This is a genomic window from Pseudomonas sp. NPDC089569 (assembly GCF_050280625.1).
GTDB lineage: Bacteria > Pseudomonadota > Gammaproteobacteria > Pseudomonadales > Pseudomonadaceae > Aquipseudomonas.
Genome location: NZ_JBNNVQ010000040.1, coordinates 26,047 through 50,690, shown reverse-complemented (window position 1 = coordinate 50,690; position 24,644 = coordinate 26,047). Strand labels below are relative to the sequence as shown.

The window sequence follows — 24,644 nt, the reverse complement described above, 5'->3', positions numbered from 1 at the left end:
GTCGTACCAGTCCATCTCCCGTACCAGCTCCTGCGCGACTTGCTCAGTGCTGGCACGAGAGGTCAGCAGATAGATCGCGTCGCGCACTTCGGTCAGAACTCCTTGAAAGGATGGTTCAAGAGCGGCGCCCCAGGCGTCTGGATCAGCGGTGGCGCGGTGTCCATCGCGGTCATCATCCATTGGCTTGCTGGCGGTGATCGCCGTGCGCGGCCTGGGTCATTTCTGGCCGGCGGACCTGATCCACGCCAGCTACGACGTACCGGGCCAGGGCAAGCACCTGGTCATTGGCGAAGTGGTTCAAAAGGAAGAAGTGCCGCGCGCACGCTTGAAGAGCGCCGGCTTGCCGGTGCCGGACGTAGGTCCGGAGTTCATGACGCGCGAGCTGATCAAGGTCGGTAACCGCGACTTGAACGGCAACGACTTCACCTGGACCGTGGGCGAATGGCTGACCAATCAGCAAACGCCGGTCGAGTTGATGGCGCTGGAGCGTCGTGAGTGGGGCAACTTCTACGGCTACCTGGTCAACGTCAAGCAGGACGGCAAGGTGATTGCCGAGGGCGAAGCCGCGTGGCCGGAGTTGCAAGCGCGCATCGATCGCGTGAATAAACTCGCTGTACAGCTCAAGACCCTGGAAAAGACTGACATCGGTGCGATCAACTCGGGCCTTGAGCGCATCCGCCTGCACGGTCGCAAACTGGAGCTGGAAGGCAAGCTCGATCCTGCCGCGCAAGCGGACATGGACGCCGAGCGTGCTGAACTCAATGCCCGCTACCAGGATGTCGAAGCGCGCCTGGGCGATCTGCATGCGCAGTTCAATCGCGACAGCCTGACCGCCCGCGATGCCAACGGCAAGGAAGTCGAAATCAGCCTGGGCAAGGTGGTTCATGCTTATCAGCCGAACGCCATGGGCACCTTTACCAAGCTGGGTTTCTATTTCAGCAAGGTCTGGGAGTTCCTGAGCGACGATCCGCGTGAAGCAAACACGGAAGGCGGTATTTTCCCGGCGATCTTCGGCACCGTCATGATGACCCTGATCATGGCAATGATCGTGACCCCGTTCGGTGTACTGGCGGCGGTGTACCTGCGCGAATATGCCAAGCAGAACGCGCTGACCCGGGTGATCCGCATCGCGGTGAACAACCTGGCGGGTGTTCCGGCCATTGTTTACGGCGTGTTCGGCCTGGGGTTCTTCGTCTATGTACTGGGTGGCTCGCTCGACCGTCTGTTCTTCCCCGAAGCCTTGCCGGCGCCGACCTTCGGTACGCCTGGCCTGCTCTGGGCTTCGGTGACCCTGGCCCTGCTGGCGGTGCCGGTGGTGATCGTGGCGACCGAAGAAGGTCTGGCGCGTATTCCTCGTACCGTGCGTGAGGGCTCGTTGGCCCTGGGTGCGACCAAGGCTGAAACCCTGTGGAAAATCGTATTGCCGATGGCCAGCCCGGCCATGATGACCGGCATGATCCTCGCCGTGGCCCGTGCCGCCGGTGAAGTTGCACCGCTGATGCTGGTAGGTGTAGTGAAACTGGCGCCGTCGCTGCCGTTGGATGGCAACTACCCGTACCTGCACCTGGACCAGAAGATCATGCACCTGGGCTTCCACATTTATGACGTCGGCTTCCAGAGCCCGAACGTCGAGGCAGCGCGACCACTGGTGTACGCCACGGCGTTGCTGCTGGTGCTGGTGATCGCGGTCCTCAACCTGTCGGCCGTGTGGATCCGTAACCACCTGCGCGAAAAATACAAAGCGCTGGATAGCTGATAGCCATCGCTGTAGGAGCCAGGCTTGCCGGCGAACAGACCTGCGAGCCGTGCATCGACCTTGCGGACGCCTTCGCCGGCAAGCCTGGCTCCTACAGCACAGAATTGCGTAACCGCAGGCCCGGCCTGCGGCAACTGAACCGAATTTGTTAGCACAGGGAGCCTCCCATGCAGCACGAAGCACATACTCACGGCATCAATATGTCGGCCCTGGGGCGCGATAAACAGAGCCTGAGCCTCGAGCAGGAAACCGTAGCGATTGAAGTACCGGGCCTGAGCCTGTTCTACGGCGAAAAACAAGCGCTGTACGACGTCAGCATGAACATCCCCAAACAGCGCGTGACAGCCTTCATCGGCCCGTCCGGCTGCGGCAAGTCGACGCTGCTGCGTACCTTCAACCGCATGAACGATCTGGTCGACGGCTGCCGCGTTGAAGGCGCCATCAACCTGTACGGCAACAACATCTACCGCAAGGGCGAAGACGTGGCCGAGCTGCGTCGTCGCGTCGGCATGGTGTTCCAGAAGCCGAACCCGTTCCCCAAAACCATCTACGAGAACGTGGTCTACGGCCTGCGTATCCAGGGCATCAACAAGAAGCGCATCCTCGACGAGGCCGTCGAGTGGGCATTGAAAGGCGCCGCACTGTGGGATGAGGTCAAGGACCGCCTGCACGACTCGGCCCTGGGCCTGTCCGGTGGTCAGCAGCAGCGTCTGGTGATTGCCCGTACCATCGCCGTGGAACCGGAAGTGTTGTTGCTCGACGAACCGTGCTCGGCACTCGACCCGATCTCCACGCTCAAAGTCGAAGAGCTGATCTACGAGCTGAAATCCAAGTTCACCATCGTCATCGTGACCCACAACATGCAACAGGCCGCGCGAGTCTCCGACTACACGGCGTTCATGTACATGGGCAAACTGGTGGAGTTCGGCGACACCGATACCCTGTTCACCAATCCGGCGAAGAAGCAGACCGAAGACTACATCACCGGTCGCTACGGCTAGCAGCAGCCCCAAGCCGCAAGTTTCAAGCGGCAAGTAAGCGCGGTTCGGGTACGACAAAAAACAGCTTGCAGCTTGTAGCTTGCAGCTCACAGCGTTTGTGGAGCAAATCATGATTTCGAAGGAAGGCCTCACTCACCACATCTCCCAGCAATTCAACGCCGAGCTGGAGGAGGTGCGCAGTCACCTCCTGGCCATGGGCGGGCTGGTCGAGAAGCAGGTCAACGATGCGGTGACCGCACTGATCGAGGCCGACTCCGGTCTGGCCCAGCAGGTGCGCGAGATCGACGATCAGATCAATCAGATGGAACGCAACATCGACGAAGAATGCCTGCGCATTCTGGCCCGTCGTCAGCCGGCAGCGTCCGACCTGCGCCTGATCATCAGCATCTCCAAATCGGTCATCGACCTGGAGCGTATCGGCGACGAAGCGACCAAGATTGCCCGTCGCGCCATCCAGTTGTGCGAAGAAGGCGAAGCGCCGCGCGGCTACGTCGAGGTTCGCCACATCGGCGACCAGGTGCGCAACATGGTGCGTGACGCCCTGGACGCCTTTGCCCGTTTCGACGCCGACCTGGCCTTGTCGGTGGCGCAGTACGACAAGATCATCGACCGTGAATACAAGACCGCTCTGCGTGAGCTGGCGACCTACATGATGGAAGACCCGCGCTCTATTTCGCGTGTCTTGAGCATCATCTGGGTGTTGCGTTCGCTGGAACGCATTGGCGACCACGCGCGTAACATTTCGGAGCTGGTGATTTACCTGGTGCGCGGCACGGACGTGCGTCACATGGGGCTCAAGCGCATGAAGGAAGAAGTTGAAGGAACAAGCGGTGAAACCGCTAATGTTCCGGGCGATGCTGACGATAAATAAGATTGCCCAAGTGAAGCGCCCGGCCATTTGGCTGGGCGTTTTTGTTTGTGGATGACGAATTCGAAAGCAGCACCCGCGAACGAAAAGTCCGGCGTGACTGAAGGTTTTTGGCAAAGTGCCATCAGCAAAGCGGTATGCTTGCCGGGATTTTTTAAAGGGGTTGTGGATGAGTAAGGTCAGTGTTTTGGTCGTGGACGATGCCTCGTTCATTCGTGACCTGGTGAAGAAATGCCTGCGTAACTATTTCCCGGGCATGCGGATCGAAGACGCGGTCAACGGCAGAAAGGCCCAGGCACTGCTGGCGCGGGAAGCGTTCGACCTGGTCCTGTGTGACTGGGAAATGCCGGAAATGTCCGGTCTGGAGTTGTTGACCTGGTGCCGTGAGCAGGAAAGCCTCAAAGGCATGCCGTTCGTCATGGTGACCAGCCGCGGCGACAAGGAAAACGTCGTCCAGGCCATCCAGGCCGGCGTTTCCGGGTATGTCAGCAAGCCGTTCACCAACGAGCAACTGATCACCAAGGTCAAGCAGGCCCTGCATAAGGTCGGCAAGCTCGATAGCTTGATGAGTACCGCCGCGACCAAGACCAGCTCAGCCTTCGCTAACGACTCCCTGAATGCATTGACGGGCGGCAAGGCTGCCGTCGTCGCGCCGCCTGCACCTGCCCCTGCGGCAGCAGCTGCCCCGTCCCGTGGCGGTCTGCTCAATAACCCGCCCGTCAAGACGCCGGCCGCTGCGGCAGGGGGAGGGCGCGGCCAGGGGCAACTGCGCTTGCCAAGCGGTATCCAGCAATGCGTCATCAAGGCGCTGAGCCTCAAGGAAGCGCTGTTGGTGGTCAAGCGTGCCGAAAGCCTGCCGCAAGTCCTCGATAGCGCCGTACTCGACCTGGAGCAGGGTGATAACGCCGAAACCGCGCGCCTCAATGGCTACCTGCATGCCATCGTCGCCCACGAGCCGAAACCCGACAGCGAATGGCTGCAGCTGACCTTTCGCTTCGTCGATCAGGACGCGCAGAAGCTCGATTACCTCTCCCGCCTGATTGCTCGCGGCACGGCGCAGAAGCACTTCATTCCCGGCGCCTGAGTTGCTGGATAAAGTGTAGGAGCGAGCAAGCTCGCGATGGTCGTCAACGATGACGCGGGGCATCAGACAGCCAGCGTCATCCTTGCGACCATCGCGAGCTTGCTCGCTCCTACAGTCAAAAGTCCCCCTGACCCATCCTTTTTGAAACATCTGTCGACCCCGCAGGTCAATTCCGGCTGCTAGTCTCAAATCCAGGCCTTACTCGACAGAATCCTGCCCATGTTCGCGCGTCTGCTTTTTATCTGCGGTCTGTTGATGGCCTCCGCTTCGGTTATGGCCATGACGATCTACACCTCTACTGACGCCAATGGCGTGGTCTCCTACAGCGATCGCCCTACAAAAGGCTCAAAAGTGTTCGAATTCCGTGATCGGATGGACGAACACCTTGAGCGCCAGGTGTACGTCATCATCACGAAAAAGAATGGTGTGGAGAGCGTCTATGTGCGCAACAACCTTTACGCCCCGGTAGAAATCGAGTTGAGTTTCGCCGGCATGAAGAACGTTAGCGGCGCGCCTGTCGGGACGATCCGGCGAGTGCTACCAGTGCGCAGCAGCATTCGCCTGGCGCAGCTCACGGCGACTCAAGGCTCCCGGCCGCTTGCGTATATCCCCAAACTCAAATTTTCGCTGGGCGATCCGTCAGGGACCACGGCGGCTTATCGCTATCCGCTGCCATGGCGTGGCGGACCGTTTCGCTTGAGCCAGGGCCCCAATGGCCAATACAGCCACTTCGGGCCCAAGGACCGTTACGCCATGGACATCGCCATGCCGGAGGGCACACCGATCATTGCCGCCCGTGGCGGGGTGGTAGTGAAAACCGAGAACAGCCAGACCGGACGCGGTTCCAACCCGGCGGGCAATTTCGTGCGGGTGCTGCACGATGACGGGACCATGGGCGTGTACCTGCACCTGAAAAAGGGCTCGGTTCGTGTTCGTGAGGGGCAGCGGGTATCGGTGGGCAGTGCGCTGGCGCTGTCAGGCAACACCGGCAACAGCACTGGGCCGCATCTGCACTTTGTGGTGCAGCGCAATACCGGGATGGGGCTGGTGTCGATTCCGTACCGGTTCAATCAACCGGTGGGGTCGTTGCCCAACTTTGCGTTGGGCAAGCAGTAATCGGGTGCCTGTTTGGCGTCTTCGCGGTGTAGGAGCGAGCGGTGCGGCGATCCGACTTGCCCGCGAAAGCGGCCTAACGTGGTGCGTTGCTTTCAAAAGCGCCTTCGCCGGCAAGCCTGGCTCCTACAGCGAACCCATTGATGCAGTTCAGATCAATCCAGCATCAACACCTTGGCCAGCACAATCTTCGGGCCTTTCATCTTCTTGATGATGATCCGCAAACCTTCGACTTCCAGCACTTCTTCCTCTTCCGGCACGCGTTTGAGGCTTTCGTAGACCAGCCCGGCAAGCGTTTCGGCCTCGACATGGTCCAGGTCGATGCCCAGCAGTCGTTCGACCTTGAACAGCGGCGTATCGCCACGCACCAGCAGTTTGCCCGGCTGGTAGGCGAGGATGCCGCGCTCGGCCTTGCGGTGTTCGTCCTGGATATCGCCCACCAGCACTTCCAGCACGTCTTCCATGGTCAGGTAGCCGATGATGTTGCCATCGGCCTCTTCGACCACGGCGAAGTGCGAGCCGCCTTTGCGGAACTGTTCCAGCAACTGCGACAACGGCATGTGCCGGGAGACGCGCTCCAGCGGGCGAGTCAGTTCAGCCAGGTTGAACGATTCGGGAATGTGATCCAGGGCTGCCAGTTCCAGCAGCAGGTCCTTGATGTGCAGCAGGCCGACGAACTCCTGGCGCTCGCTGTCGTACACCGGGTAACGGCTGAACTTGTGACGACGGAACATCGCCAGGATTTGCTTGAGCGGTGCGTTGAATTCCAGGGTCACCAGGTCTTCACGGGAGTTGGCCCAGTCCACCACTTCCAGTTCACCCATTTCCACCGCCGAGGCCAGTACACGCATGCCCTGGTCGCTCGGGTCCTGGCCACGGCTGGAGTGCAGGATCAGCTTCAGTTCTTCGCGGCTGTAATGGTGCTCGTGATGCGGACCGGGTTCACCCTGGCCGGCGATACGCAGGATCTGGTTGGCGCTGGCATTGAGCAGGTAAATGGCCGGGTACATGGTCCAGTAGAACAGGTACAGCGGCACGGCTGTCCACAGCGACAGCAGTTCGGGCTTGCGGATGGCCCAGGATTTCGGAGCCAATTCGCCGACCACGATGTGCAGGTACGAAATGACGAAGAACGCGGCGAAGAACGAAATCGCCTTGACCAGTTCGGCGGAATCCACGCCTACGGCACTCAGCACCGGTGCCAGCAGGTGTGCGAATGCCGGTTCGCCCACCCAGCCAAGACCCAGGGAGGCGAGGGTGATCCCCAGCTGGCAGGCCGACAGATAAGCATCGAGTTGACTGTGTACGGTGCGCAGGATGTGCCCGCGCCAGCCATGCTTTTCAGCGATGGCTTCGACCCGGGTCGAGCGCAGCTTGACCATGGCAAATTCCGCCGCAACGAAAAAGCCGTTGAGCAGAACCAGGATCAGAGCAAAAAGAATCATGCCGAAGTCGGCGAAAATTGAAGCGAGGGTCAAACCAGGGGAAGGGTCCATGATGGAGTTTTGCGGATTCCGTCTATTCGAATGAAAAGAAAAAAGTGCGTCTGAAAGGCAGGCGCGAGTCAGCCAATGTAGCGGCTGACCGGGCGATTGACTAGGGGGCGTTCTCAATTAGCTCCCCGGCCGCGGCGGGGAGGCCGATTGAAAACGCCCCCAGGTACCGGTATCAGTCGGCGGTGCTGATGACCCGCGACTTGCTGACCTGGGCAGGGGCGAAATGGCAGGTAAAGGTGCTGCCGTGGCCCGGTACGCTGCTGATCTCCATACGTGCGCGATGACGCAACAGCACGTGTTTGACGATTGCCAGGCCAAGCCCGGTGCCGCCGGTATTGGAGTTGCGGCTGGAGTCGACGCGATAGAAGCGTTCGGTCAGGCGCGGCAGGTGTTTGGCGTCGATGCCGATGCCGGAATCCTGCACGCTCAGGTGTGCGCCGTGCTCATCGCCCCACCAGCGAATGCGGATATTGCCTTCGGCCTGGGTGTATTTGACGGCATTGAACACCAGATTGGAAAACGCGCTGCGCAACTCGGCTTCGCTGCCCTTGAGCAGGATCGTCGGGTCGGCTTCCAGGGAAATGCGCTGGTTTTTCTGTCCCGACAGCTGCTGTGCGTCACTCTTGATCGATTGCAGCAAGGCATCGATGGCCACCGGTTGGTTGTCCGACGGGTAATCGGTGGCTTCCAGTTTGGCCAGCAACAGCAAATCGTTGAGCAGGGTCTGCATGCGCCCGCCTTGTTGCTGCATCTGCTGCAGGGCGCGGCTCCAGCGTGGATTCACTTCTTCGACGTTATCGAGCAGGGTTTCCAGGTAGCCGCAGATCACCGTCAGCGGCGTGCGCAGTTCGTGGGAAACGTTGGCGACGAAGTCCTTGCGCATTTGCTCCAACTGATGGATACGGGTGACGTCGCGTACCAGCATCAGGTGCTCATTGTTGCCGTAACGGGTGATGTACAGCTGAATGCGCATCCGGTCGTTGGTCGGCGAAGGAATTTCCAGGGGTTCGGGATAGCTGTCCTGCTCGAAGTATTCCTTGAAGCGCGGGTGACGTACCAGGTTGGTCACCGGTTGGCCACTGTCCTGGGGAGTCTTGAGCCCCAGCAGGGTTTCGGCGGCGCGGTTCCACCATTCCAGGTTGCCGTCGCTGTCGAGCATCACCACCGCGTCCTTCAATGCGGCGGTGGAGTCCTGAACCCGGTCGATCACCGCCTGCAAACGCCCGCGCACCCTCTGGTCGCGACGTTGCAGGTGGTAGATGCTGTCGAAGACTTCGCCCCACAGACCGTAGCCATCGGGCGGCGCTTCATCGGGTTTGTGCAGGCGAAGCCATTCGTGCAGACGCAGTAGTTGCTTGAGGGTCCAGGCCAGGTAGATGCCCAGTCCCGCAGCGAGGCTCCAGCCGTAGTAACCCGTGATCAAGCCGATGACCAGGCAGCCGGTGACCAGCAGCAGCATGTGGCGAATCAGGGTGCCATGCCAGTTTTGGTTCACTTGAACGCGCGTCCTTGAAAGAAAAACAGCTTCTAGCGCCAAGCCTCGAGCTTCAAGTTCGGGGCGGCTTTGCCTTTAGCTTGCCGCTTGAAACTTGCAGCTCGTAGCTGCCTCAAGCTTTCGTTGAAAAACGGTAGCCGGTACCGCGCACGGTTTGTACCAGATTTTCATAGGCATCGCCGAGGGCTTTGCGCAGGCGACGGATATGCACGTCGACGGTGCGTTCCTCGACATAGACGTTGCCGCCCCAGACCTGATCGAGCAACTGGCCTCGAGTGTAGGCGCGTTCCTGGTGGGTCATGAAAAATTGCAGCAAGCGGTATTCGGTCGGGCCCATTTCCGCCGGTTTGCCATCGATGGTCACGCGGTGGCCGATCGGGTCGAGCAGCAGGCCACCCACCTCGATCGGCGCCTCGCCATCGGTAGGGCCGGCGCGGCGCAGCACAGCCTTGAGGCGCGCGACCAGCTCACGGGGGGAAAACGGCTTGGTGATGTAGTCGTCGGCGCCGACTTCCAGACCCTGGATCTTGTTGTCCTCTTCGCCCTTGGCGGTGAGCATGATGATCGGGATGTCCCCGGTCAGCTCATCGCGCTTGAGACGACGGGCCAGCTCAATGCCGGATGTGCCAGGCAGCATCCAGTCGAGCAGGATCAGGTCGGGTTTGCGGTCGACGATAATGGCGTGGGCCTGCTGGGAGTTTTCTGCTTCCAGGCAGTCATAGCCGGCCATTTCCAACGCAACGGCGATCATTTCGCGAATAGGCGCTTCGTCGTCGACGATCAGAATACTCCTGCCAACCATGCCTTAACCCTCTTGTCATTTAACTGTCTTGCGCCGCATTAGATAACGGAATTATTGCAGTCGTGTGACAGTATTTCAGTCGCCAGCGGTTGTCACGATCCTGAACTAAGCTCTAAGTCCGAACCCTGACAACCACAAACGGAAGGTTTCCATGAATCACATTGCTCAATCCTGGAAGGCTCTGCTGGTCACTGCCGCATTAACGCTGCCGACACTGGCTCTTGCCGACGAACCGGCGATGATGAAAGGCGGGATGATGGTCGATCACAAAGGCATGACGCTGTACACGTTTGACAAGGACTCGGGTGGCAAGTCGATGTGCAACGGCGAGTGCGCCAAGAACTGGCCTCCCTTGATGGCTCCGGCGGGTGCCAAGGCGGAGGGCAAATGGTCAGTCATCAAGCGCGATGACGGCATGATGCAATACGCCTACGACGGCAAGCCGCTGTACACCTTCGTGAAGGACACCAAGCCAGGCGACATGACGGGCGACAAAATGAAGGACGTCTGGCACGTGGTCCACGAGTCGCAGAAGTAATCCTTCAAACCGATATATGCTCCTCGTAGGAGCGAGGCTTGCCCGCGAAGGCGTCCATAAGAACGCGTTCGCGGGCAAGCCTCGCTCCCTCGGAAGGTAATGGCGGGCAGTCCTTGTTCAACGCAATGCGTAATCCAGCACGATCCCGATAAAAATAGCCAAGCCGGCCCAGTGGTTGTGCAAGAACGCCTTGAAGCAGCGCATGCGCTCCTTGTCGCGGGTGTACCAGAACTCCCAGGCAAAGCAACCTGCCGCCACCGCCAGGCCTGCATGGAACCAGCCTCCAAGCTCGAATTTCGACCCCGCCAGCAGCAGGCAACCCAGGGCCAACCCCTGCAGCGTCAAAATGATCACCCGGTCTGCCTCGCCGAACAGAATCGCTGTGGACTTCACGCCGATCTTCAAGTCGTCGTCACGGTCGGTCATGGCGTAATAGGTGTCGTAGCCCACCGTCCACATCAGGTTGGCGATCCAGAGCAGCCACGCCGCCGCCGGCAGCTCCCCGGTCTCGGCGGTGAACGCCATCGGCATGCCCCAGGAGAACGCCGCGCCCAGCACCACTTGCGGGTAATAGGTGTAGCGCTTCATGAACGGGTAGGTGAAGGCCAGTGCCAGCCCGCCCAGTGACAACCAGATCGTCGGGGCATTGGTGCACAGCACCAGCAGGAAGCTCACGCCCATCAGCAGCGCAAAAAACACCAGTGCCTCTTTCGAACTGATCTTGCCGCTGGCCAACGGACGTTGCGCGGTGCGTTTGACGTGCCCGTCGACCTTGCGGTCCGCCCAATCGTTGATCACACAGCCGCCCGCGCGAGTCAGGACCACGCCGAGGACAAAAATCACGATGTTGGCCAGCGATGGCGAGCCTTTGCCGGCAATCCACAGTGCCCACAACGTTGGCCACAACAGCAGATAAATGCCGATCGGCTTGTCCATGCGCGTCAGTTGAATGAAGTCCCAGGCCCGTGGATTCAAGCGGTTGAGGGACTTGAGCAGGCTCTGGTACATCAGCAATTCTCCGGATGGGCGCGAGCGGCATTCCACAGGGTCGGCAGGAAAATTTCGGCAACCAGCACGCTCAAGGTGCCACGGTCGAAGCGCGAACGCCGGCCCCACAGCTCAGGGGCCTGCACTTCAGGTGGCAACCACGCTTGAGGATAGTGGCAAACCTCGATGGCCCGGCGCTGGAAGGCCTGGTCACAGAACAACAGTTCGCCCAGGGAACGGCTGCCCAGTTCGTCCATGTGCAAACCATCGCCCTGCAATGCGCTGCGAGAGGCGACGCTGCGGGCAAACACCCACGCCTGGCCATGCCCGCGCAAATACACCTCGCGCACCCAGCCTTCGCTGCCTTCGACAAGGTCCAGCGCGGCGCATTCATCGGCGCGCAACGTCTGCCAGCCTTCAAATAAAGGCGTGACGCTGAATCCGTCGTTCGACAACCGGGTCAGGCGTCGGGTCAGGGAGCCTTCATCGAATAGCCAGTCGAGGGTAAACGGGTCGGGAAGAGGCGCCAGCAGGCTTTGAGCAAGCCAGAGTGGGGCCGGACGGGGGGATTCTGTGTGTTGCACAATGAGTCATTATTGGCAGCAAAGGAGGCGGCGAGCTTACCATGTCGGCCTATAAATTCGAGTGATACGGCCGGCCGTTGCTCCGAACAGGCTTGCATCTGCCCGGTCCGCTCTATACAAAACGCCTTGAGCCGAACGGCGGCGTTACACCCATTGACCGTTCGAGCCAGTAAAGCCTGAACCCCTGAGGAAGCACCGGAATGAAAAAGTGGCAATGTGTAGTCTGTGGCCTGATCTATGACGAGGCCGAAGGCTGGCCGGATGATGGCATCGCGGCGGGCACACGCTGGGAAGACGTGCCGCAAGACTGGCTGTGCCCGGATTGTGGCGTCGGCAAAATGGATTTCGAAATGATCGAAATCGCTGCTTGATCAACTGAGGAGTAAGGAATGAGTGCACCTGTCGTTATCGTCGGTACCGGGCTGGCGGGTTACAACCTGGCCCGCGAGTTTCGCAAGCTCGATGGTGAAACCCCGCTGCTGCTGATTACCGCCGATGACGGGCGTTCCTACTCCAAGCCGATGCTCTCCACCGGCTTCGGCAAAAACAAGGATGCCGATGGCCTGAGCATGGCTGAACCGGGCGCGATGGCCGAGCAGTTGAAGGCCGAAGTGCGCACCCACACCCGCATCAGCGGCATCGACCCTGGCCACAAGCGTTTGTGGATTGGTGAAGAAGCGGTCCAATACCGCGATCTGATCCTGGCCTGGGGTGCAGAAACCGTGCGAGTGCCCATTGAAGGTGACGCGGCCGATTGCGTGTTCCCCATCAATGATCTGGAAGACTACGCACGCTTCCGTGCGGCGGCGGCCGGCAAGCGTCGCGTGTTGCTGCTGGGGGCCGGGCTGATTGGCTGCGAATTCGCCAATGACCTGAGCCTTGGCGGCTACGAAGTGCAACTGGTGGCGCCGTGCGAACAGGTCATGCCGACCCTGCTGCACCCGGCGGCTGCCGCTGCGGTTCAGGCCGGGCTGGAAAGCCTGGGCGCGCGCTTCCATCTGGGCCCGGTGCTCACTCGCCTGCAGCGCGTCGCCGATGGCCTGGAGGCGCATCTGTCTGATGGGCAGATAATCCTGTGCGACGTGGTGGTTTCGGCCATTGGCCTGCGCCCACGCATCGACATGGCCGCCGCTGCCGGTTTGCAGGTCAATCGTGGCGTGATGGTGGACCGCCACCTGAAAACTTCCCACGCCAACATCTATGCCCTGGGTGACTGCGCCGAGGTCGACGGGCTCAACCTGTTGTATGTGATGCCCCTGATGAGCTGCGCCAGAGCGCTGGCTCAAACCCTCGCCGGCAACCCGACGGCAGTCAGCTACGGCCCGATGCCCATTACCGTGAAAACGCCGGTATGTCCGTTGGTGGTATCCCCGCCGCCTCGGGGTTCGGAAGGTGCCTGGACGGTCGAAGGGCAGGGCGCCGACATCAAGGTGCTGTGCCGCGATGCCAGCGGCAAACTGCTGGGTTATGCCCTGACAGGCGCAGCCGTGATGGACAAACTGGCCCTGAACAAAGAGCTTCCCGCGCTGCTGGCGTAAATAGCGGTCGTTCTGTCGGAATCACCCCCATTTTGCCCGTACAAAGGTCGCGCCGAGACTGGCGCGGCTCTTCGGTGCGTGCCATTCTCACTCCCGTCAGCCGCAGAGTAGAGCACCTGCGGCGCTTTGGGCGCTGCTACGCAGAGAGCAGCACGGAAATAACAACAACAAACCGTCAAAGGGGCTTCACTAATATGCGTAAACCAGAACTCGCCGCAGCCATTGCGGAAAAGGCAGACCTCACCAAAGAGCAGGCCAACCGCGTCCTCAACGCCGTTCTCGAAGAAATCACCGGTGCCCTGCACCGTAAGGACAGCGTGACACTGGTGGGCTTCGGCACCTTCCTGCAACGCCATCGCGGTGCCCGCACCGGCAAAAACCCGCAAACCGGTGAACCCGTCAAAATCAAGGCCAGCAACACCGTTGCCTTCAAACCAGGCAAATCGTTGAAAGACAGCGTCAATCCGTAATTGCGGCGATCTCCTTCCCGGGCAAGGAGGGCCGTAAAAAAATGGGCATACCGATCAAATCGGATGCCCATTTTTTATGCCTGAAACCCCACACCCCCACACCCCACACCCCGCACCGTAGGAGCCAGGCTTGCCGGCGAAGGCGGTTTCACGAATGCCCTGTAGGAGCCAGGCTTGCCGGCGAAAGCGTTTTCACGGACACCTTCGCCGGCAAGCCTGGCTCCTACAGATGCGGGGTGCGGAGTGCGGGGTTATTTGCGGTTCAGCATCACCGGTAACTGCGCCACCAGCTTCGCGTTGTTCAACGGCGCCCGGATAAATCCGCGCTGTGTTCCGTCCGGCCCGATCACGGCGAGATTGCCGCTGTGGTCGACGGTGTAGTTCGCCTTGCTGGTGTCCGCCGGAATGAACGGAATACTCACGGCATTGGCGACTTTTTGCAGTTCGTCGATTGAAGCCGGGGCCAAGCCGATGAACTGCGGGTCGAAGTAACCCAGGTACTGCTTGAGCTGCTTGGGCGTATCGCGGTTCGGGTCGACGCTGACCAGGATGATCTGCAACTTGTCCACAGCCTCCGGTGGCAGTTCGCTCTTTATCTGCCGCAGTTGGGCGAGGGTGGTCGGGCAAACGTCCGGGCAGAAGGTATAGCCGAAGAACAGCAGGCTCCATTTATCCTTGAGCGCGTTGATCGCTACCGGCTGACCGTCCTGATTGGTCATTGTCACGCTCGGCAAGGTACGGCTTTGCGGCAACAGGATGATGCCGGCATCGATCAGCGCAGTCGGGTCGCCCTGGCCCTTGCCGGACAGCACTTTGTTGATGGTCAGGCCCAGGACAAGCGCGATCAGGGCGACAAGGATGAAGACGGTTTTCTGGGTTCGAGTCATAGATTCAACATCAGGTAGTGGTCAACGAGCAGGGCGATGAACAGCAGGAACAAGTAATAAATAGAGTACTTGAAGGTGTTGATCGCCGCGTGCGGCCGAGTGCCACGGTACAGCACCACGGCCCATTGCAGGAACTTCGCGCCCAGGCCAACGGCGCAGGCCAGATAGAGCAGGCCACTCATGTGGATCGCATAGGGCATCAGGCTGACGGCCAGCAGCACGCCGGTATAAAGCAGGATGTGTACCTTGGTGTAATGCTCGCCATGGGTCACCGGCAGCATCGGAATATCGGCCTTGGCGTATTCCTCTTTGCGGTGAATGGCCAGTGCCCAGAAGTGCGGCGGGGTCCAGGCGAAGATGATCAGCACCAGCAACAGCGGTTCGGCGCCCAGATGACCGGTGGCGGCCGTCCAGCCAAGCAGGGGCGGGGCCGCGCCGGCCAGACCGCCGATCACGATGTTCTGTGGTGTGGCGCGCTTGAGAAAGCCGGTGTAGACCACCGCATAGCCGAGCAGTGAGGCGAGGGTCAGCCATGCCGTCAGCGTATTGGTGAAGGCCAGCAACAACGCCTGGCCGAGCAGCGCCAGCACCAGCGCGAAGGTCAGTGCGGCAGCGGGGGATACGCGCCCTTCGGCCAATGGCCGTTTGTGGGTGCGGGCCATGACCGCATCGATCCGTCGATCCACCACATGGTTCACCGCTGCCGCGCCACCCGCACACAAGGCAATGCCCAGGTTGCCGAACACCAGCACGGTCCACGGCACCCCGGCGCGAGTGGCGAGGAACATTCCTGCCAGTGAGGTGATGAGCATCAGCACCACCACTTTCGGCTTGGTCAGTTCCAGATAGTCACGCCAGATGGCCTGGTCGTGACGCTCGCCAATCAGAATCGCCATGGCAGCTCTCCTTTCAGGGTGATAGGCGCGGCGGAATGTTTACGCGGGCTGAAACGCCAGCGCGCGGGCTGCTTTACCCGAACCAGGCTGGTTCGTGCGTGATAGTTGACCAGCACCATCGTCAGCAGCAGGGCCGCGCCTCCGGCGTTGTGTGCGACGGCCACTGGCAGCGGCAGATGAAACAATACGTTGCTGATGCCCAGGGAAATCTGCGCTGCAAGGGCAACCAACACGAGCCCGGCCAGACGTGTCATGCCGACTACCTTCAATTGCCAGGCCAGGCCGAGCAGCACCAGGGTCACCAGCAAGGCGCCGATGCGGTGAGTCAGGTGAATCGCGGTGCGGGCATCGCTGTCCAGTTGCCCGCCGAGGTAGTTCGGGCCGATGTGCTGCGTCAGGTGAAAGCCGTTGGCGAAGTCGGCAGCGGGCAGCCATTGGCCATGGCAGGTGGGAAAGTCGATGCACGCCACGGCGGCATAGTTGGAGCTGACCCAGCCGCCAAGGGCGATTTGCCCGATCACCAACAGCAGCCCGGCGGTCGCCCAGTACTGCAAGCGACGTGGCACCGTCAGCGCCGGCAGTACGCCGGACAGGCGCAGGGTCAGCAGGAACAACAGGCTCAAGGTGGCAAAGCCGCCGAGCAAATGCCCGGTCACCACCTGCGGCCAGAGCTTGAGTGTCACCGTCCACATGCCGAACGCCGCTTGAGCGAACACGACACCGAGCAGGAACAACGGCAGCTTTACCGGTTGCCCAGGGTGCCGACGATGGACCCAGGCGCGACCGGCGAGCAGGCAAATCAACAGGCCAAGGGTGCCGGCGAAGTAGCGGTGGATCATTTCGTTCCAGCCCTTGTGGGCTTCCACCGGGGCGTCCGGGAAATGCAGCTCGGCATGGGCCAGCTGGGCTTCGCTCTTGGGCACGCTGATAAAACCGTAGCAGCCGGGCCAGTCCGGGCAGCCGAGACCGGCGTGGGTCAGCCGGGTATAGGCGCCGAGCAACACCACAATCAGTGCCAGCAGGGTGGCAAACAGCGCGAGGCGAAATCCAGGTTTGGCCATGACGATGCCCTTATCCGATGTTCGACAGTTTCAACAGATGACGCAGGTCGTTGAGCAGATCCTTGCCGTTGACCGATGGCGCATAGCGCAGCACCAGATTGCCGTGGGGATCGATAATCCAGAGCTGCGGTAAAGCCTTGTCTGCATCCCCGGCGTGTTTCTGGAAGGCGTTGAAGGTGGTCAGGTCCAGCGGATAGCGTTGCAACTGCGGGTATTCGCGGGTCAGCTTGGCGTCGTAGTCCGCACTGAACGGTTGTGCCGCGGCGATTGCATGGCTGGCCCGACCGGCATCGCGGCCCAGGCCAATCTGGATCTGCCGCGCCAGGTACACCAGTTGCTGACAGTCCACGGCACATTCCCTGGGGGCGGTGACCAGCAACTGCCAGCGCTGTTCATCGGTCTGCACGCCAAGGTCGGCACGGGTCTGGCCGTTGCCGATCAGTTCACCGTGATAACTGCGGCCCTCCGGTACCCAGAACTGCAATTTGTACATGCCGGTGGCGAGGATCATCGGCCCGACTACCCCGAACAGGATCAGCAGCAGCTGCAAACGTCCCTTGCGCCGGCTCACCGGCGGTTTTGCCTCAGACATGCTGGGTGGATTCATGGCCGCTCCCATGGTGTTTCTCCTTTGCGTTATGCCAGCCGAGGTAGAGGTAAAGACCGAACAGGGCGATCGCCATGGCGAACCACTGCACGGCATAAGCGATGTGTTTTTCCGGGCCCATGGCAACGACCGGCCAATCGGCCTGGTACGTGGCGGGGCCGGGTTCTGCGCGTAATTCGTAGGCAAAGCCTTTGCGCTCCAGAGCGGTCCAGAGCGTGCCGGGGTCGACGGCTGTCAGCAGTTTCGGCCAGGTACTGGTGCTGGGGTCGGCATGCAGCTGGAAGGTTGCGCCGGGTGCGACATAGACCCAGGCGTCGAGGCTCAGGGCGTCGGTCGGCGTGGTGAATTGTGGCGGTGTGCGCCTGTCCGGCCATGGCAGCCAACCACGGTTGACCAGCAGCCAAAGCCCTGTCGCCTGATCCTGGAACGGTTGCAGCAGCTCGACCCCTACCTTGCCGCCACGCTGACGGTTGTCCAGCAACAGACTGTGGACCGCATCGAAGCGGCCGTGCAGCAGAACCCTGCGGAACGCCGGGTCGGTGCTGTGTTGCAATTCGACGCTGGCCATCGGCTCGGCGGCCCGGCGCTCGGCGTAGCTTTGCAGCAGCGCGCTTTTCTCTGCGCCCCGGCTCAATTGCCAGAACCCGAGCGACACCAGCAGCGGCAACAGCAGTGCCACCGCCAGGCTCGGTACGATGCCTGGCCGGAAGCGCTTCATGGCGCGGCCGAAAAGTCGTTCAGTGCGATAGCTATACTCAAGTGCATCGCTTGTCCCCCCGGAGTTTCACCATGCTCAAGGCAGCTATCGTCCTGATGCTGATTGCCACGGTTGTCAGCCTGTTCAGCGGCCTGTTTTTTCTGGTCAAGGACGAGAGCAGCTCAAACCGCCTCGTCATTGCCTTGAGTGTCCGTGTGACCCTGGCCGCCATTACCGTCGGCTTGATTGCCTGGGGCTTTTTCAGCGGCCAGTTGGTGTCGCATGTGCCTTGGTAACTGTAGGAGCGAGCACGCTCGCGATGGGCGCCAACGATAACGCTGGCTGTCTGGATGCCCGCGTTGTATGGATTACCATCGCGAGCATGGCTCGCTCCTACAGCACGTAGACGAAAACGAACAACCCGATCCACACCACATCCACGAAGTGCCAATACCAGCTCGCCGCCTCGAAACCGAATTGGTGATCGGCGTCGAAGTGCCCGCGCATGATCCGCATCAGCATCACGAACAGGATGAGCGTGCCGATGGTCACGTGCGCGCCGTGGAAGCCGGTGAGCATGAAGAACGTGGCGCCGTAGATGCCCGAACCGAGGGTCAGGCCCAGTTCGTGGTAAGCGTGGATGTACTCCTTGGCCTGGAAGGTGAGAAAGGCGCAGCCCAGCAACACGGTGATCAGCAGCCAGAGCTTCAGCGCACCGCGATGACCCTTTTTCAAGGCATGGTGGGCGATGGTCACGGTGACGCTGGAGCTGACGAGCAGTACGGTGTTGAGCAGCGGCAACCCCCAGGGGCTGATGACTTCCTTGGGTGGCGGGAACAGTTTGGAGTCGGGGTTGTTCAACAGCGGCCAGGTGAACTGGAAGTTTGGCCACAGCATGTGGGCAATGCCTTTGGCGCCTTCGCCACCCAGCGCCGGGCCGGCAATGTGGCGCACATAAAACAGCGCGCCGAAAAAGGCGATGAAGAACATCACCTCCGAAAAAATGAACCAGCTCATGCCCCAACGGAAGGAGCGATCCATCTGCGCACTGTACAGGCCGGCGCGGCTTTCCTTGATGACCGTACCGAACCAGCCGAACAGGATGTAGGCCAGCAACAGTCCGCCAACGAAAAAGATCAGCGGACCATGGGAGTTCGGGTGCGCGGCCTTCAGATCGTTGAACCAGGTGCCCAGGCCGAACATGGTGGTGAACATGCCGACCGTGGCAATGATCGGCCATTTGCTCTGGGCCGGAACGTAATAATGCTCATGAGTTGCCATTTATTGTTCTCCTTATCGGGCACGCTCAACCGCCAGTGTTTACTGCGACCGGTGGATGTCGGGCGGTGATATCGAACAGCGTGTAGGACAGCGTCAGGTGCTTCACATCCTTGGGCATGTCACGGTCAACGATGAAGCGGACCGGCATCTCGATCTGCTGACCGGGCTGCAGCACTTGCTGGGTAAAGCAGAAGCACTCGGTCTTGTGGAAAAACGCCGCTGCCGTACTGGGGGCGATGCTTGGCACGGCCTGGGCACTCATGGGGCGGTCGGTCGGGTTGCGCGCGATGAAAATCATCTCGTTCACCGCCCCTGGGTTGGCCGTCAGTTCATCGTGCTTGGGGTAAAACTCCCAAGGCATGTCCACCGAATTGGTCGTTAAAAACTGCACGCGAACCTGCCGCGAGCTATCGACGACTTGTTCGCCCTCGTACTGTCCGGCGGTCTTGCCGTTGATACCAAATGCCTTGCACATCACGTCGTAGATCGGCACCAGAGCGAACCCGAAAACAAACATTGCGACCACCACCAGCAGTAGACGGCTGACCAGTTTCTTCATCGAAATCGAGTCAGCCATGGCTTCGATTCCCTGTAGGAGCGAGCACGCTCGCGATGGACGACAGAACACCGCGGGGCGTCAGACAGCCAACGTTATCGTTGACGACCATCGCGAGCATGCTCGCTCCTACAGAGGTGGTGTTCATTTCACTTCCGGCGGCGTGGTGAAGGTGTGGTAAGGCGCCGGTGATGGGATGCTCCATTCCAGGCCTTCGGCCCCATCCCACGGTTTGGCCGGTGCAGGGGGGCCGCCACGAATGGTCTTGATCACGATGAACAGGAAGAACAGCTGCGTGGAGCCGAACAGGAACGCACCGATCGACGACACCATGTTGAAGTCGGCGAATTGCAGGTTGTAGTCGGGAATTCGCCGTGGCATGCCTGCCAGCCCCACGAAGTGCATCGGGAAAAAGGCCATGTTCATGCCGATGAACGACAGCCAGAAGTGCAGCTTGCCGAGGGTTTCGTCGTACATGTGGCCGGTCCATTTCGGCAACCAGTAGTAGGCCGAGGCGAAAATCCCGAAGATGGCGCCCGGCACCAGTACGTAGTGGAAGTGGGCGACCACGAAGTAGGTGTCCTGGTACTGGAAGTCCGCGGGGGCAATGGCGAGCATCAGCCCGGAGAAGCCGCCGATGGAAAACAGGATCACGAACGCCACCGCGAACAGCATCGGCGTTTCGAAGGTCAGCGAACCCTGCCACATGGTGCTCGCCCAGTTGAACACCTTCACCCCGGTCGGCACCGCGATCAGCATGGTGGCGTACATGAAGAACAGTTCGCCCACCAGCGGAATACCCACCACGAACATGTGGTGAGCCCAGACAATGAACGACAGGAACGCGATGCTCGCCGTGGCGTAGACCATCGAGGTGTAGCCGAACAGCGGCTTGCGCGAGAACGCCGGGATGATCGAGCTGACGGCGCCGAAGGCCGGCAGGATCATGATGTACACCTCGGGGTGGCCGAAGAACCAGAACACATGCTGGAACAGCACCGGGTCACCCCCACCGGCGGCACTGAAGAAACTGGTGCCGAAGTGAATGTCCATCAGCATCATCGTCACGCAACCGGCCAGTACAGGCATCACTGCGATCAGCAGGAATGCGGTGATCAGCCAGGTCCAGACGAACAGTGGCATTTTCATCAGCGTCATGCCGGGGGCGCGCAGGTTGAGGATGGTGGCGATCACGTTGATCGCCCCCATGATCGAACTGATCCCCATCATGTGGATGGCGAAGATGAAGAACGTCACGCTTGCCGGTGCGTAGGTGGTCGACAGCGGCGCATAGAATGTCCAGCCGAAATTCGGCCCGCCGCCCGGGGTGAACAGGGTCGACACCAGCAGCAGGAACGCCGCCGGCAGCAGCCAGAAGCTGAAGTTGTTCATACGCGGCAACGCCATGTCCGGCGCGCCGATCATCAAGGGAACCATCCAGTTGGCGAGGCCGACGAAAGCCGGCATGACCGCACCGAAGACCATCACCAGACCGTGCATGGTGGTCATCTGGTTGAAGAACGCTGGTTCGACGATCTGCAGTCCCGGCTGGAACAGTTCGGCGCGAATCACCATCGCGAACGAGCCGCCGAGCAGGAACATGGAAAACGCGAACCACAGGTACAGCGTGCCGATATCCTTGTGGTTGGTCGTCAGCACCCAGCGCATCAGGCCTTTGGCAGGGCCGTGGGCGTGGTCGGCATGACTGTGGTCATCGATGACGGCGCTCATGGCCTGTCTCCTGTCAACGGATGGGCTGGGCGGGTCGGGGCGCATTGCCCCGACCGGTTCCTTGATTGCGCAATAGACCGGGTCATTTGCTTTCCGCCTGTTTCAGCTCCAGCACTTCTTTTGGCGTGACCATGTCGCCTTTGTTGTTGCCCCAGGCGTTACGTTCGTAGGTCACGACCGCCGCGATATCGACTTCCGAAAGCTGCTTGCCGAATGCCGCCATGGCGGTACCTGGCTTGCCGAAGAACACGCGGTGCAAGTGATCGGCCTTCGGCCCGGTCGCAATCGGCGAGCCTTTGAGCGCCGGGAACATGGGCGGCAGCCCCTGGCCTTCGGCCTGGTGACAGGCGACGCAAGTGGTGTGGTAGATCTTGTCGCCGCGCTCCTTGAGCTCCTCGAGTGTCCATTCCTTGGTCGTCAGTTCCTTGAGTTGCGCGACTTCAGCCTTGCGTTCGCCGAGCCATTTTTCGTAATCGGCCTTTTCCTTGACCTCGACCACGATCGGCATGAACCCGTGGTCCTTGCCGCACAACTCGGCGCACTGGCCGCGGTAGATGCCGGGTTTTTCAATACGGGTCCAGGCTTCGTTGACGAACCCCGGAATCGCATCGCGCTTGACCGCGAAGGCCGGCACCCACCAGGAGTGGATGACGTCGGCGGACGTCACGAGGAAGCGTACCTTGGCGCCGATTGGCAGCACCAAAGGCTTGTCGACCTCAAGCAAGTAGTGCTCGCCCTTGGCTTCCTTGTTATGGATCTGTTCGGTGGGAGTGGTCAGGTTGCTGAAGAACTCGACGTCCTGGCCCAGGTATTTGTAGTGCCACTTCCACTGATATCCGGTGATCTGGATATCGATGTCCGGCTCGCTGGCGTCGTACATCTTGATCAGGGTGGCGGTTGCGGGAATGGCCATGACCACCAGAATCACGAAGGGCACGATGGTCCAGAGGATCTCGACCGTGGTGCTTTCGTGGAATCTTGCCGCCACTTGCCCGGTCGAGCGGCGGTGCAGAATCATCGACCAGAACATGGCGCCAAAGACGATGAGGCCGATCACTACACAGATCCAGAAAATGGTCATGTGCAGGTCAAATACAGCGTGACTGATTTCAGTCGCTCCAGGCGCCATATTCACAGTCCAGGCCGCTTGCGCCTGGCTGAAAATCGACCACAACAGGAGGCCCATCCAGACGTGTGGATGTCGCATCATTGCGGGTTCCCCTTATCGTTCTTGTTATCCCGTAGGCGCAACGCCTGCGGCAAGGGAGCGGCTGCATCAGACTACGAACTTGAATTGCCGGGCCTTGCTGCAAAAGCAGTCGGGCATCATCAGCTAACTCCATTCATGAGCGAGTATAGACAGCGACTTCCACCTCGCAATGTGAAGGCGTAAATCATCTGAAACAGCATTAACTTGCATTGCAGGTCACGAATGGAGAAGGATGCAGACGAGTGGTGGCAAACCGATATAACGGGGGCGTCTCAAGGATGAAACAATTATGACAAATGCGTCTTAGCATTTTTCGTAAGCCAGCTAAGTTATGTCTTCCCTATTTCATTGCCTTTGTTTCCTGGAGTATTCATGAACACCGCCGCATTGCGCGAGCAGATCCAAAAAGCCCAGCAACATGAAGCCGAGACCAACCTGCTGACCCGTCAGCTGGAAACCAAACTGCCTCATCTGCACCGTGCGATCCAGTTACCGGAGGCTGATGCCAAAGGTGTCCTGGCGCGTTTCGTTGCCGCTTATATCGATGAAGTTCCTGATCTGCTGGATGCAGCCAATGAAGTCGCAAGGGAAGCGGGTATCGAGTCACAGATCAAACCGGTGCTGAAAATCGCCGAGCAGTATTTCCTCCAGCCGCCGGCGATCATGGCCGGGCACGTCGGGCTTGATAGCCTGCTGGACGAGGCCTATCTCGCGCACCGTTTTGTCGAAGAGGTCAACGACCTGTACATCAAGCATTTCGGCCAGCCACTGATCCCCCTGGACATGACGGTCGCCAATCTGATTGCTCACCAGTTGATCGGTGAGGAATTTGCCAACCAACTCGATGAAGTGGTGCATCACGCCTTTGACGAGATGCTCAACGAAGAAACTTTCGCGCTGGAGTCGGTAGAAACCTACCGCGAGAAACTCAGCAGCCCGGACACCGGTGCCGCCTGGAAGCGCTGGCCGTGCATGTCCCGCCGTTTGGGCGTGGGACTGGCACTGGCCTGATCCCTGCGTCCCCTGTAGGAGCGAGCATGCTCGCGATGGTCGCCAACGATAACGCGTGTTTACTGGATAAACGCAGCGCTCTTGAATCCATCGCGAGCAGGCTCGCTCCCACAAGGAAGATTCAGAAGCGCGCTTTGGGCGTCGCCACGGGAATCGGCTGGCTGCCGTCGAGCGGCAGGAAACGACCCTGATCTGCGTCGTAGGCTTTGATCTTGCTGGTTTCGATGTCGTAGACCCAGCCATGGATGAACAGGTGACCGTTCGCCATGCGCGAGGCTACCGAGGGATGGGTGCGCAAGTGCTGCAGTTGAGCGATGACATTTTCCTCGGTGAGGACGTGCATGGTTTCGCTTTCGTTGGTGCAGTTGCAGTTGTCGTGCACCATGGTCTTAGCCACTTCCGCATGTTGCAGCCAGGCTTTGACCGTGGGCATCTTTTCCAGGGTGTGGGGGTTGAGCACCGCACGCATCGCACCGCAGTCGGAGTGGCCGCAGATGATGATGTGCTTCACGCCCAGTGCCAGCACCGCATACTCGATGGCGGTGGAAACGCCGCCGTTCATCTGACCGTACGGTGGGACAACGTTGCCGACGTTGCGGGTCACGAACAGATCGCCCGGCGAACTGTGGGTAATCAGCTCCGGTACGATGCGCGAGTCGGCGCAGGTAATGAACATCGCCCGTGGCTGTTGGGCCGTGGCGAGTTTCTTGAAGAGCTCTTCCTGTTGGGGAAAGACCTCATGATGAAAATGCAAAAAGCCGTCAACGATATGCTTCAGCGCTGCTTCGGCAGTTTCCGCCTGGGGTTGGGCGGATGCCGGTGCAGCCAACGGCTGTTTATCCTTGTCACTCATGATTCATCCTCTTGGGCGGGCTCAGGGGGGTATCCCGTGTTGTCCGGTTGAAGCCAGTGGCTGGTTAAAAAACATTCAGGTCAAAAAGTAGACCCGTCAGTCACTCGATGAGCAAGGTAGCT

At 60.2% G+C, this 24,644-nt stretch carries 25 protein-coding genes and 1 pseudogene; 11 read left to right on the top strand and 15 right to left on the bottom strand.

Annotated elements, in window-relative coordinates:
- Positions 1–69 precede the first annotated feature (69 nt).
- The 5 genes and pseudogenes from pstA (at position 70) to ACQKP2_RS17295 (ending at position 5,825) form a co-directional block, all read left to right on the top strand.
- Positions 70–1,756: pseudogene (gene pstA / locus ACQKP2_RS17315) on the top strand (phosphate ABC transporter permease PstA).
- Positions 1,757–1,923: 167 nt separating this feature from the next.
- Positions 1,924–2,757 (top strand): phosphate ABC transporter ATP-binding protein PstB, encoded by an 834-nt coding sequence (gene pstB / locus ACQKP2_RS17310; RefSeq protein WP_427578123.1) that lies wholly within the window; start codon positions 1,924–1,926, stop codon positions 2,755–2,757.
- A 109-nt stretch (positions 2,758–2,866) separates the two neighbouring features.
- Entirely contained in the window at positions 2,867–3,628 is a 762-nt protein-coding gene (gene phoU / locus ACQKP2_RS17305) for a phosphate signaling complex protein PhoU (RefSeq protein WP_427578121.1), read from the top strand.
- 166 nt (positions 3,629–3,794) lie between these two features.
- Positions 3,795–4,709 (top strand): response regulator, encoded by a 915-nt coding sequence (locus ACQKP2_RS17300; RefSeq protein ID WP_427578120.1) that lies wholly within the window; start codon positions 3,795–3,797, stop codon positions 4,707–4,709.
- 219 nt (positions 4,710–4,928) lie between these two features.
- A complete protein-coding gene (locus tag ACQKP2_RS17295; protein WP_427578118.1) occupies positions 4,929–5,825 on the top strand; it encodes a peptidoglycan DD-metalloendopeptidase family protein in 897 nt (298 codons plus the stop codon).
- Between the two features lie 152 nt (positions 5,826–5,977).
- On the opposite strand, the gene ACQKP2_RS17290 is transcribed toward ACQKP2_RS17295, so the two are convergent.
- From ACQKP2_RS17290 to phoB, 3 genes are all read right to left on the bottom strand, one after another.
- Positions 5,978–7,318 (bottom strand): hemolysin family protein, encoded by a 1,341-nt coding sequence (locus ACQKP2_RS17290; protein WP_427578116.1) that lies wholly within the window; start codon positions 7,316–7,318, stop codon positions 5,978–5,980.
- 172 nt (positions 7,319–7,490) lie between these two features.
- Positions 7,491–8,777, bottom strand: coding sequence for a phosphate regulon sensor histidine kinase PhoR (gene phoR, locus ACQKP2_RS17285; RefSeq protein ID WP_427578125.1), 1,287 nt, complete (start codon positions 8,775–8,777; stop codon positions 7,491–7,493).
- Positions 8,778–8,925: 148 nt separating this feature from the next.
- Positions 8,926–9,615 (bottom strand): phosphate regulon transcriptional regulator PhoB, encoded by a 690-nt coding sequence (gene phoB / locus ACQKP2_RS17280; protein ID WP_034149326.1) that lies wholly within the window; start codon positions 9,613–9,615, stop codon positions 8,926–8,928.
- Positions 9,616–9,766: 151 nt separating this feature from the next.
- Between phoB and ACQKP2_RS17275 the strand changes: the two genes are divergently transcribed.
- A complete protein-coding gene (locus ACQKP2_RS17275; RefSeq protein ID WP_427578115.1) occupies positions 9,767–10,153 on the top strand; it encodes a COG4315 family predicted lipoprotein in 387 nt (128 codons plus the stop codon).
- Positions 10,154–10,270: 117 nt separating this feature from the next.
- On the opposite strand, the gene ubiA is transcribed toward ACQKP2_RS17275, so the two are convergent.
- Positions 10,271–11,161 (bottom strand): 4-hydroxybenzoate octaprenyltransferase, encoded by an 891-nt coding sequence (gene ubiA, locus ACQKP2_RS17270; protein ID WP_427578114.1) that lies wholly within the window; start codon positions 11,159–11,161, stop codon positions 10,271–10,273.
- Positions 11,161–11,724, bottom strand: a complete 564-nt coding sequence (locus ACQKP2_RS17265) for a chorismate--pyruvate lyase family protein (protein WP_427578112.1) — start codon at positions 11,722–11,724, stop codon at positions 11,161–11,163. Before ACQKP2_RS17265 ends, ubiA begins: the two co-directional genes overlap by 1 nt.
- 200 nt (positions 11,725–11,924) lie before the next feature.
- On the opposite strand from ACQKP2_RS17265, the gene ACQKP2_RS17260 reads away from it, so the two are divergent.
- The 3 genes from ACQKP2_RS17260 (at position 11,925) to ACQKP2_RS17250 (ending at position 13,732) form a co-directional block, all read left to right on the top strand.
- Positions 11,925–12,095: a rubredoxin gene (locus ACQKP2_RS17260; RefSeq protein ID WP_427578110.1), complete on the top strand. Its 171-nt coding sequence runs from the start codon at positions 11,925–11,927 to the stop codon at positions 12,093–12,095.
- Between the two features lie 18 nt (positions 12,096–12,113).
- The gene (locus ACQKP2_RS17255; protein ID WP_427578108.1) at positions 12,114–13,262 is read left to right on the top strand and encodes an NAD(P)/FAD-dependent oxidoreductase; all 1,149 of its coding nucleotides are present in this window, start codon (positions 12,114–12,116) and stop codon (positions 13,260–13,262) included.
- 194 nt (positions 13,263–13,456) lie between these two features.
- Positions 13,457–13,732 (top strand): HU family DNA-binding protein, encoded by a 276-nt coding sequence (locus ACQKP2_RS17250; RefSeq protein ID WP_003213368.1) that lies wholly within the window; start codon positions 13,457–13,459, stop codon positions 13,730–13,732.
- 251 nt (positions 13,733–13,983) lie between these two features.
- On the opposite strand, the gene ACQKP2_RS17245 is transcribed toward ACQKP2_RS17250, so the two are convergent.
- Genes ACQKP2_RS17245 through ACQKP2_RS17225 form a run of 5 tightly spaced genes read right to left on the bottom strand, consistent with a single transcriptional unit; the run spans position 13,984 to position 17,901 of the window.
- On the bottom strand, positions 13,984–14,619 hold the full coding sequence (locus ACQKP2_RS17245; protein WP_427578107.1) for an SCO family protein: 636 nt from the start codon (positions 14,617–14,619) through the stop codon (positions 13,984–13,986).
- Entirely contained in the window at positions 14,616–15,515 is a 900-nt protein-coding gene (gene cyoE, locus ACQKP2_RS17240; protein ID WP_427578105.1) for a heme o synthase, read from the bottom strand. Before cyoE ends, ACQKP2_RS17245 begins: the two co-directional genes overlap by 4 nt.
- Entirely contained in the window at positions 15,503–16,576 is a 1,074-nt protein-coding gene (locus ACQKP2_RS17235) for a COX15/CtaA family protein (protein ID WP_427578104.1), read from the bottom strand. Before ACQKP2_RS17235 ends, cyoE begins: the two co-directional genes overlap by 13 nt.
- Positions 16,577–16,586: 10 nt before the next feature.
- Positions 16,587–17,195 (bottom strand): hypothetical protein, encoded by a 609-nt coding sequence (locus tag ACQKP2_RS17230; RefSeq protein WP_427578102.1) that lies wholly within the window; start codon positions 17,193–17,195, stop codon positions 16,587–16,589.
- Positions 17,161–17,901: an SURF1 family protein gene (locus tag ACQKP2_RS17225; protein WP_427578101.1), complete on the bottom strand. Its 741-nt coding sequence runs from the start codon at positions 17,899–17,901 to the stop codon at positions 17,161–17,163. The genes ACQKP2_RS17230 and ACQKP2_RS17225 overlap by 35 nt, the downstream gene beginning before the upstream one ends.
- 71 nt (positions 17,902–17,972) lie before the next feature.
- On the opposite strand from ACQKP2_RS17225, the gene ACQKP2_RS17220 reads away from it, so the two are divergent.
- Positions 17,973–18,176, top strand: a complete 204-nt coding sequence (locus tag ACQKP2_RS17220) for a twin transmembrane helix small protein (protein WP_427578100.1) — start codon at positions 17,973–17,975, stop codon at positions 18,174–18,176.
- Between the two features lie 97 nt (positions 18,177–18,273).
- On the opposite strand, the gene ACQKP2_RS17215 is transcribed toward ACQKP2_RS17220, so the two are convergent.
- From ACQKP2_RS17215 to coxB, 4 genes are all read right to left on the bottom strand, one after another.
- Positions 18,274–19,161, bottom strand: a complete 888-nt coding sequence (locus ACQKP2_RS17215; protein WP_427578098.1) for a cytochrome c oxidase subunit 3 — start codon at positions 19,159–19,161, stop codon at positions 18,274–18,276.
- 25 nt (positions 19,162–19,186) lie between these two features.
- Positions 19,187–19,738 carry a cytochrome c oxidase assembly protein gene (locus ACQKP2_RS17210; protein WP_427578097.1) on the bottom strand — a complete coding sequence of 184 codons (552 nt, stop codon included), beginning with the start codon at positions 19,736–19,738 and terminating at the stop codon, positions 19,187–19,189.
- A 123-nt stretch (positions 19,739–19,861) separates the two neighbouring features.
- Complete coding sequence (ctaD, locus tag ACQKP2_RS17205; RefSeq protein ID WP_427578095.1) at positions 19,862–21,448, bottom strand: cytochrome c oxidase subunit I; 1,587 nt, start codon at positions 21,446–21,448, stop codon at positions 19,862–19,864.
- Between the two features lie 82 nt (positions 21,449–21,530).
- Complete coding sequence (coxB, locus tag ACQKP2_RS17200) at positions 21,531–22,658, bottom strand: cytochrome c oxidase subunit II (protein WP_427578093.1); 1,128 nt, start codon at positions 22,656–22,658, stop codon at positions 21,531–21,533.
- A 372-nt stretch (positions 22,659–23,030) separates the two neighbouring features.
- Here coxB and ACQKP2_RS17195 point away from each other — a divergent pair, with 372 nt between their 5' ends.
- On the top strand, positions 23,031–23,669 hold the full coding sequence (locus tag ACQKP2_RS17195) for a hypothetical protein (RefSeq protein ID WP_427578092.1): 639 nt from the start codon (positions 23,031–23,033) through the stop codon (positions 23,667–23,669).
- Positions 23,670–23,790: 121 nt separating this feature from the next.
- Here ACQKP2_RS17195 and ACQKP2_RS17190 read toward each other — a convergent pair whose 3' ends face one another.
- Positions 23,791–24,522: a carbonic anhydrase gene (locus ACQKP2_RS17190; protein ID WP_427578090.1), complete on the bottom strand. Its 732-nt coding sequence runs from the start codon at positions 24,520–24,522 to the stop codon at positions 23,791–23,793.
- Positions 24,523–24,644: the final 122 nt, after the last annotated feature.

What these genes read in the sequence shown, in the direction of transcription:
- pstB (WP_427578123.1), top strand. Translation starts at nt 1,924, where the DNA reads ATGCAGCACGAAGCACATACTCACGGCATCAATATGTCGGCCCTGGGG.
- phoU (WP_427578121.1), top strand. Translation starts at nt 2,867, where the DNA reads ATGATTTCGAAGGAAGGCCTCACTCACCACATCTCCCAGCAATTCAAC.
- ACQKP2_RS17300 (WP_427578120.1), top strand. Translation starts at nt 3,795, where the DNA reads ATGAGTAAGGTCAGTGTTTTGGTCGTGGACGATGCCTCGTTCATTCGT.
- ACQKP2_RS17295 (WP_427578118.1), top strand. Translation starts at nt 4,929, where the DNA reads ATGTTCGCGCGTCTGCTTTTTATCTGCGGTCTGTTGATGGCCTCCGCT.
- ACQKP2_RS17290 (WP_427578116.1), bottom strand. Translation starts at nt 7,318, where the DNA reads ATGGACCCTTCCCCTGGTTTGACCCTCGCTTCAATTTTCGCCGACTTC.
- phoR (WP_427578125.1), bottom strand. Translation starts at nt 8,777, where the DNA reads ATGCTGCTGCTGGTCACCGGCTGCCTGGTCATCGGCTTGATCACGGGT.
- phoB (WP_034149326.1), bottom strand. Translation starts at nt 9,615, where the DNA reads ATGGTTGGCAGGAGTATTCTGATCGTCGACGACGAAGCGCCTATTCGC.
- ACQKP2_RS17275 (WP_427578115.1), top strand. Translation starts at nt 9,767, where the DNA reads ATGAATCACATTGCTCAATCCTGGAAGGCTCTGCTGGTCACTGCCGCA.
- ubiA (WP_427578114.1), bottom strand. Translation starts at nt 11,161, where the DNA reads ATGTACCAGAGCCTGCTCAAGTCCCTCAACCGCTTGAATCCACGGGCC.
- ACQKP2_RS17260 (WP_427578110.1), top strand. Translation starts at nt 11,925, where the DNA reads ATGAAAAAGTGGCAATGTGTAGTCTGTGGCCTGATCTATGACGAGGCC.
- ACQKP2_RS17255 (WP_427578108.1), top strand. Translation starts at nt 12,114, where the DNA reads ATGAGTGCACCTGTCGTTATCGTCGGTACCGGGCTGGCGGGTTACAAC.
- ACQKP2_RS17250 (WP_003213368.1), top strand. Translation starts at nt 13,457, where the DNA reads ATGCGTAAACCAGAACTCGCCGCAGCCATTGCGGAAAAGGCAGACCTC.
- ACQKP2_RS17245 (WP_427578107.1), bottom strand. Translation starts at nt 14,619, where the DNA reads ATGACTCGAACCCAGAAAACCGTCTTCATCCTTGTCGCCCTGATCGCG.
- cyoE (WP_427578105.1), bottom strand. Translation starts at nt 15,515, where the DNA reads ATGGCGATTCTGATTGGCGAGCGTCACGACCAGGCCATCTGGCGTGAC.
- ACQKP2_RS17235 (WP_427578104.1), bottom strand. Translation starts at nt 16,576, where the DNA reads ATGGCCAAACCTGGATTTCGCCTCGCGCTGTTTGCCACCCTGCTGGCA.
- ACQKP2_RS17230 (WP_427578102.1), bottom strand. Translation starts at nt 17,195, where the DNA reads ATGGGAGCGGCCATGAATCCACCCAGCATGTCTGAGGCAAAACCGCCG.
- ACQKP2_RS17225 (WP_427578101.1), bottom strand. Translation starts at nt 17,901, where the DNA reads ATGAAGCGCTTCCGGCCAGGCATCGTACCGAGCCTGGCGGTGGCACTG.
- ACQKP2_RS17220 (WP_427578100.1), top strand. Translation starts at nt 17,973, where the DNA reads ATGCTCAAGGCAGCTATCGTCCTGATGCTGATTGCCACGGTTGTCAGC.
- ACQKP2_RS17215 (WP_427578098.1), bottom strand. Translation starts at nt 19,161, where the DNA reads ATGGCAACTCATGAGCATTATTACGTTCCGGCCCAGAGCAAATGGCCG.
- ACQKP2_RS17210 (WP_427578097.1), bottom strand. Translation starts at nt 19,738, where the DNA reads ATGGCTGACTCGATTTCGATGAAGAAACTGGTCAGCCGTCTACTGCTG.
- ctaD (WP_427578095.1), bottom strand. Translation starts at nt 21,448, where the DNA reads ATGAGCGCCGTCATCGATGACCACAGTCATGCCGACCACGCCCACGGC.
- coxB (WP_427578093.1), bottom strand. Translation starts at nt 22,658, where the DNA reads ATGATGCGACATCCACACGTCTGGATGGGCCTCCTGTTGTGGTCGATT.
- ACQKP2_RS17195 (WP_427578092.1), top strand. Translation starts at nt 23,031, where the DNA reads ATGAACACCGCCGCATTGCGCGAGCAGATCCAAAAAGCCCAGCAACAT.
- ACQKP2_RS17190 (WP_427578090.1), bottom strand. Translation starts at nt 24,522, where the DNA reads ATGAGTGACAAGGATAAACAGCCGTTGGCTGCACCGGCATCCGCCCAA.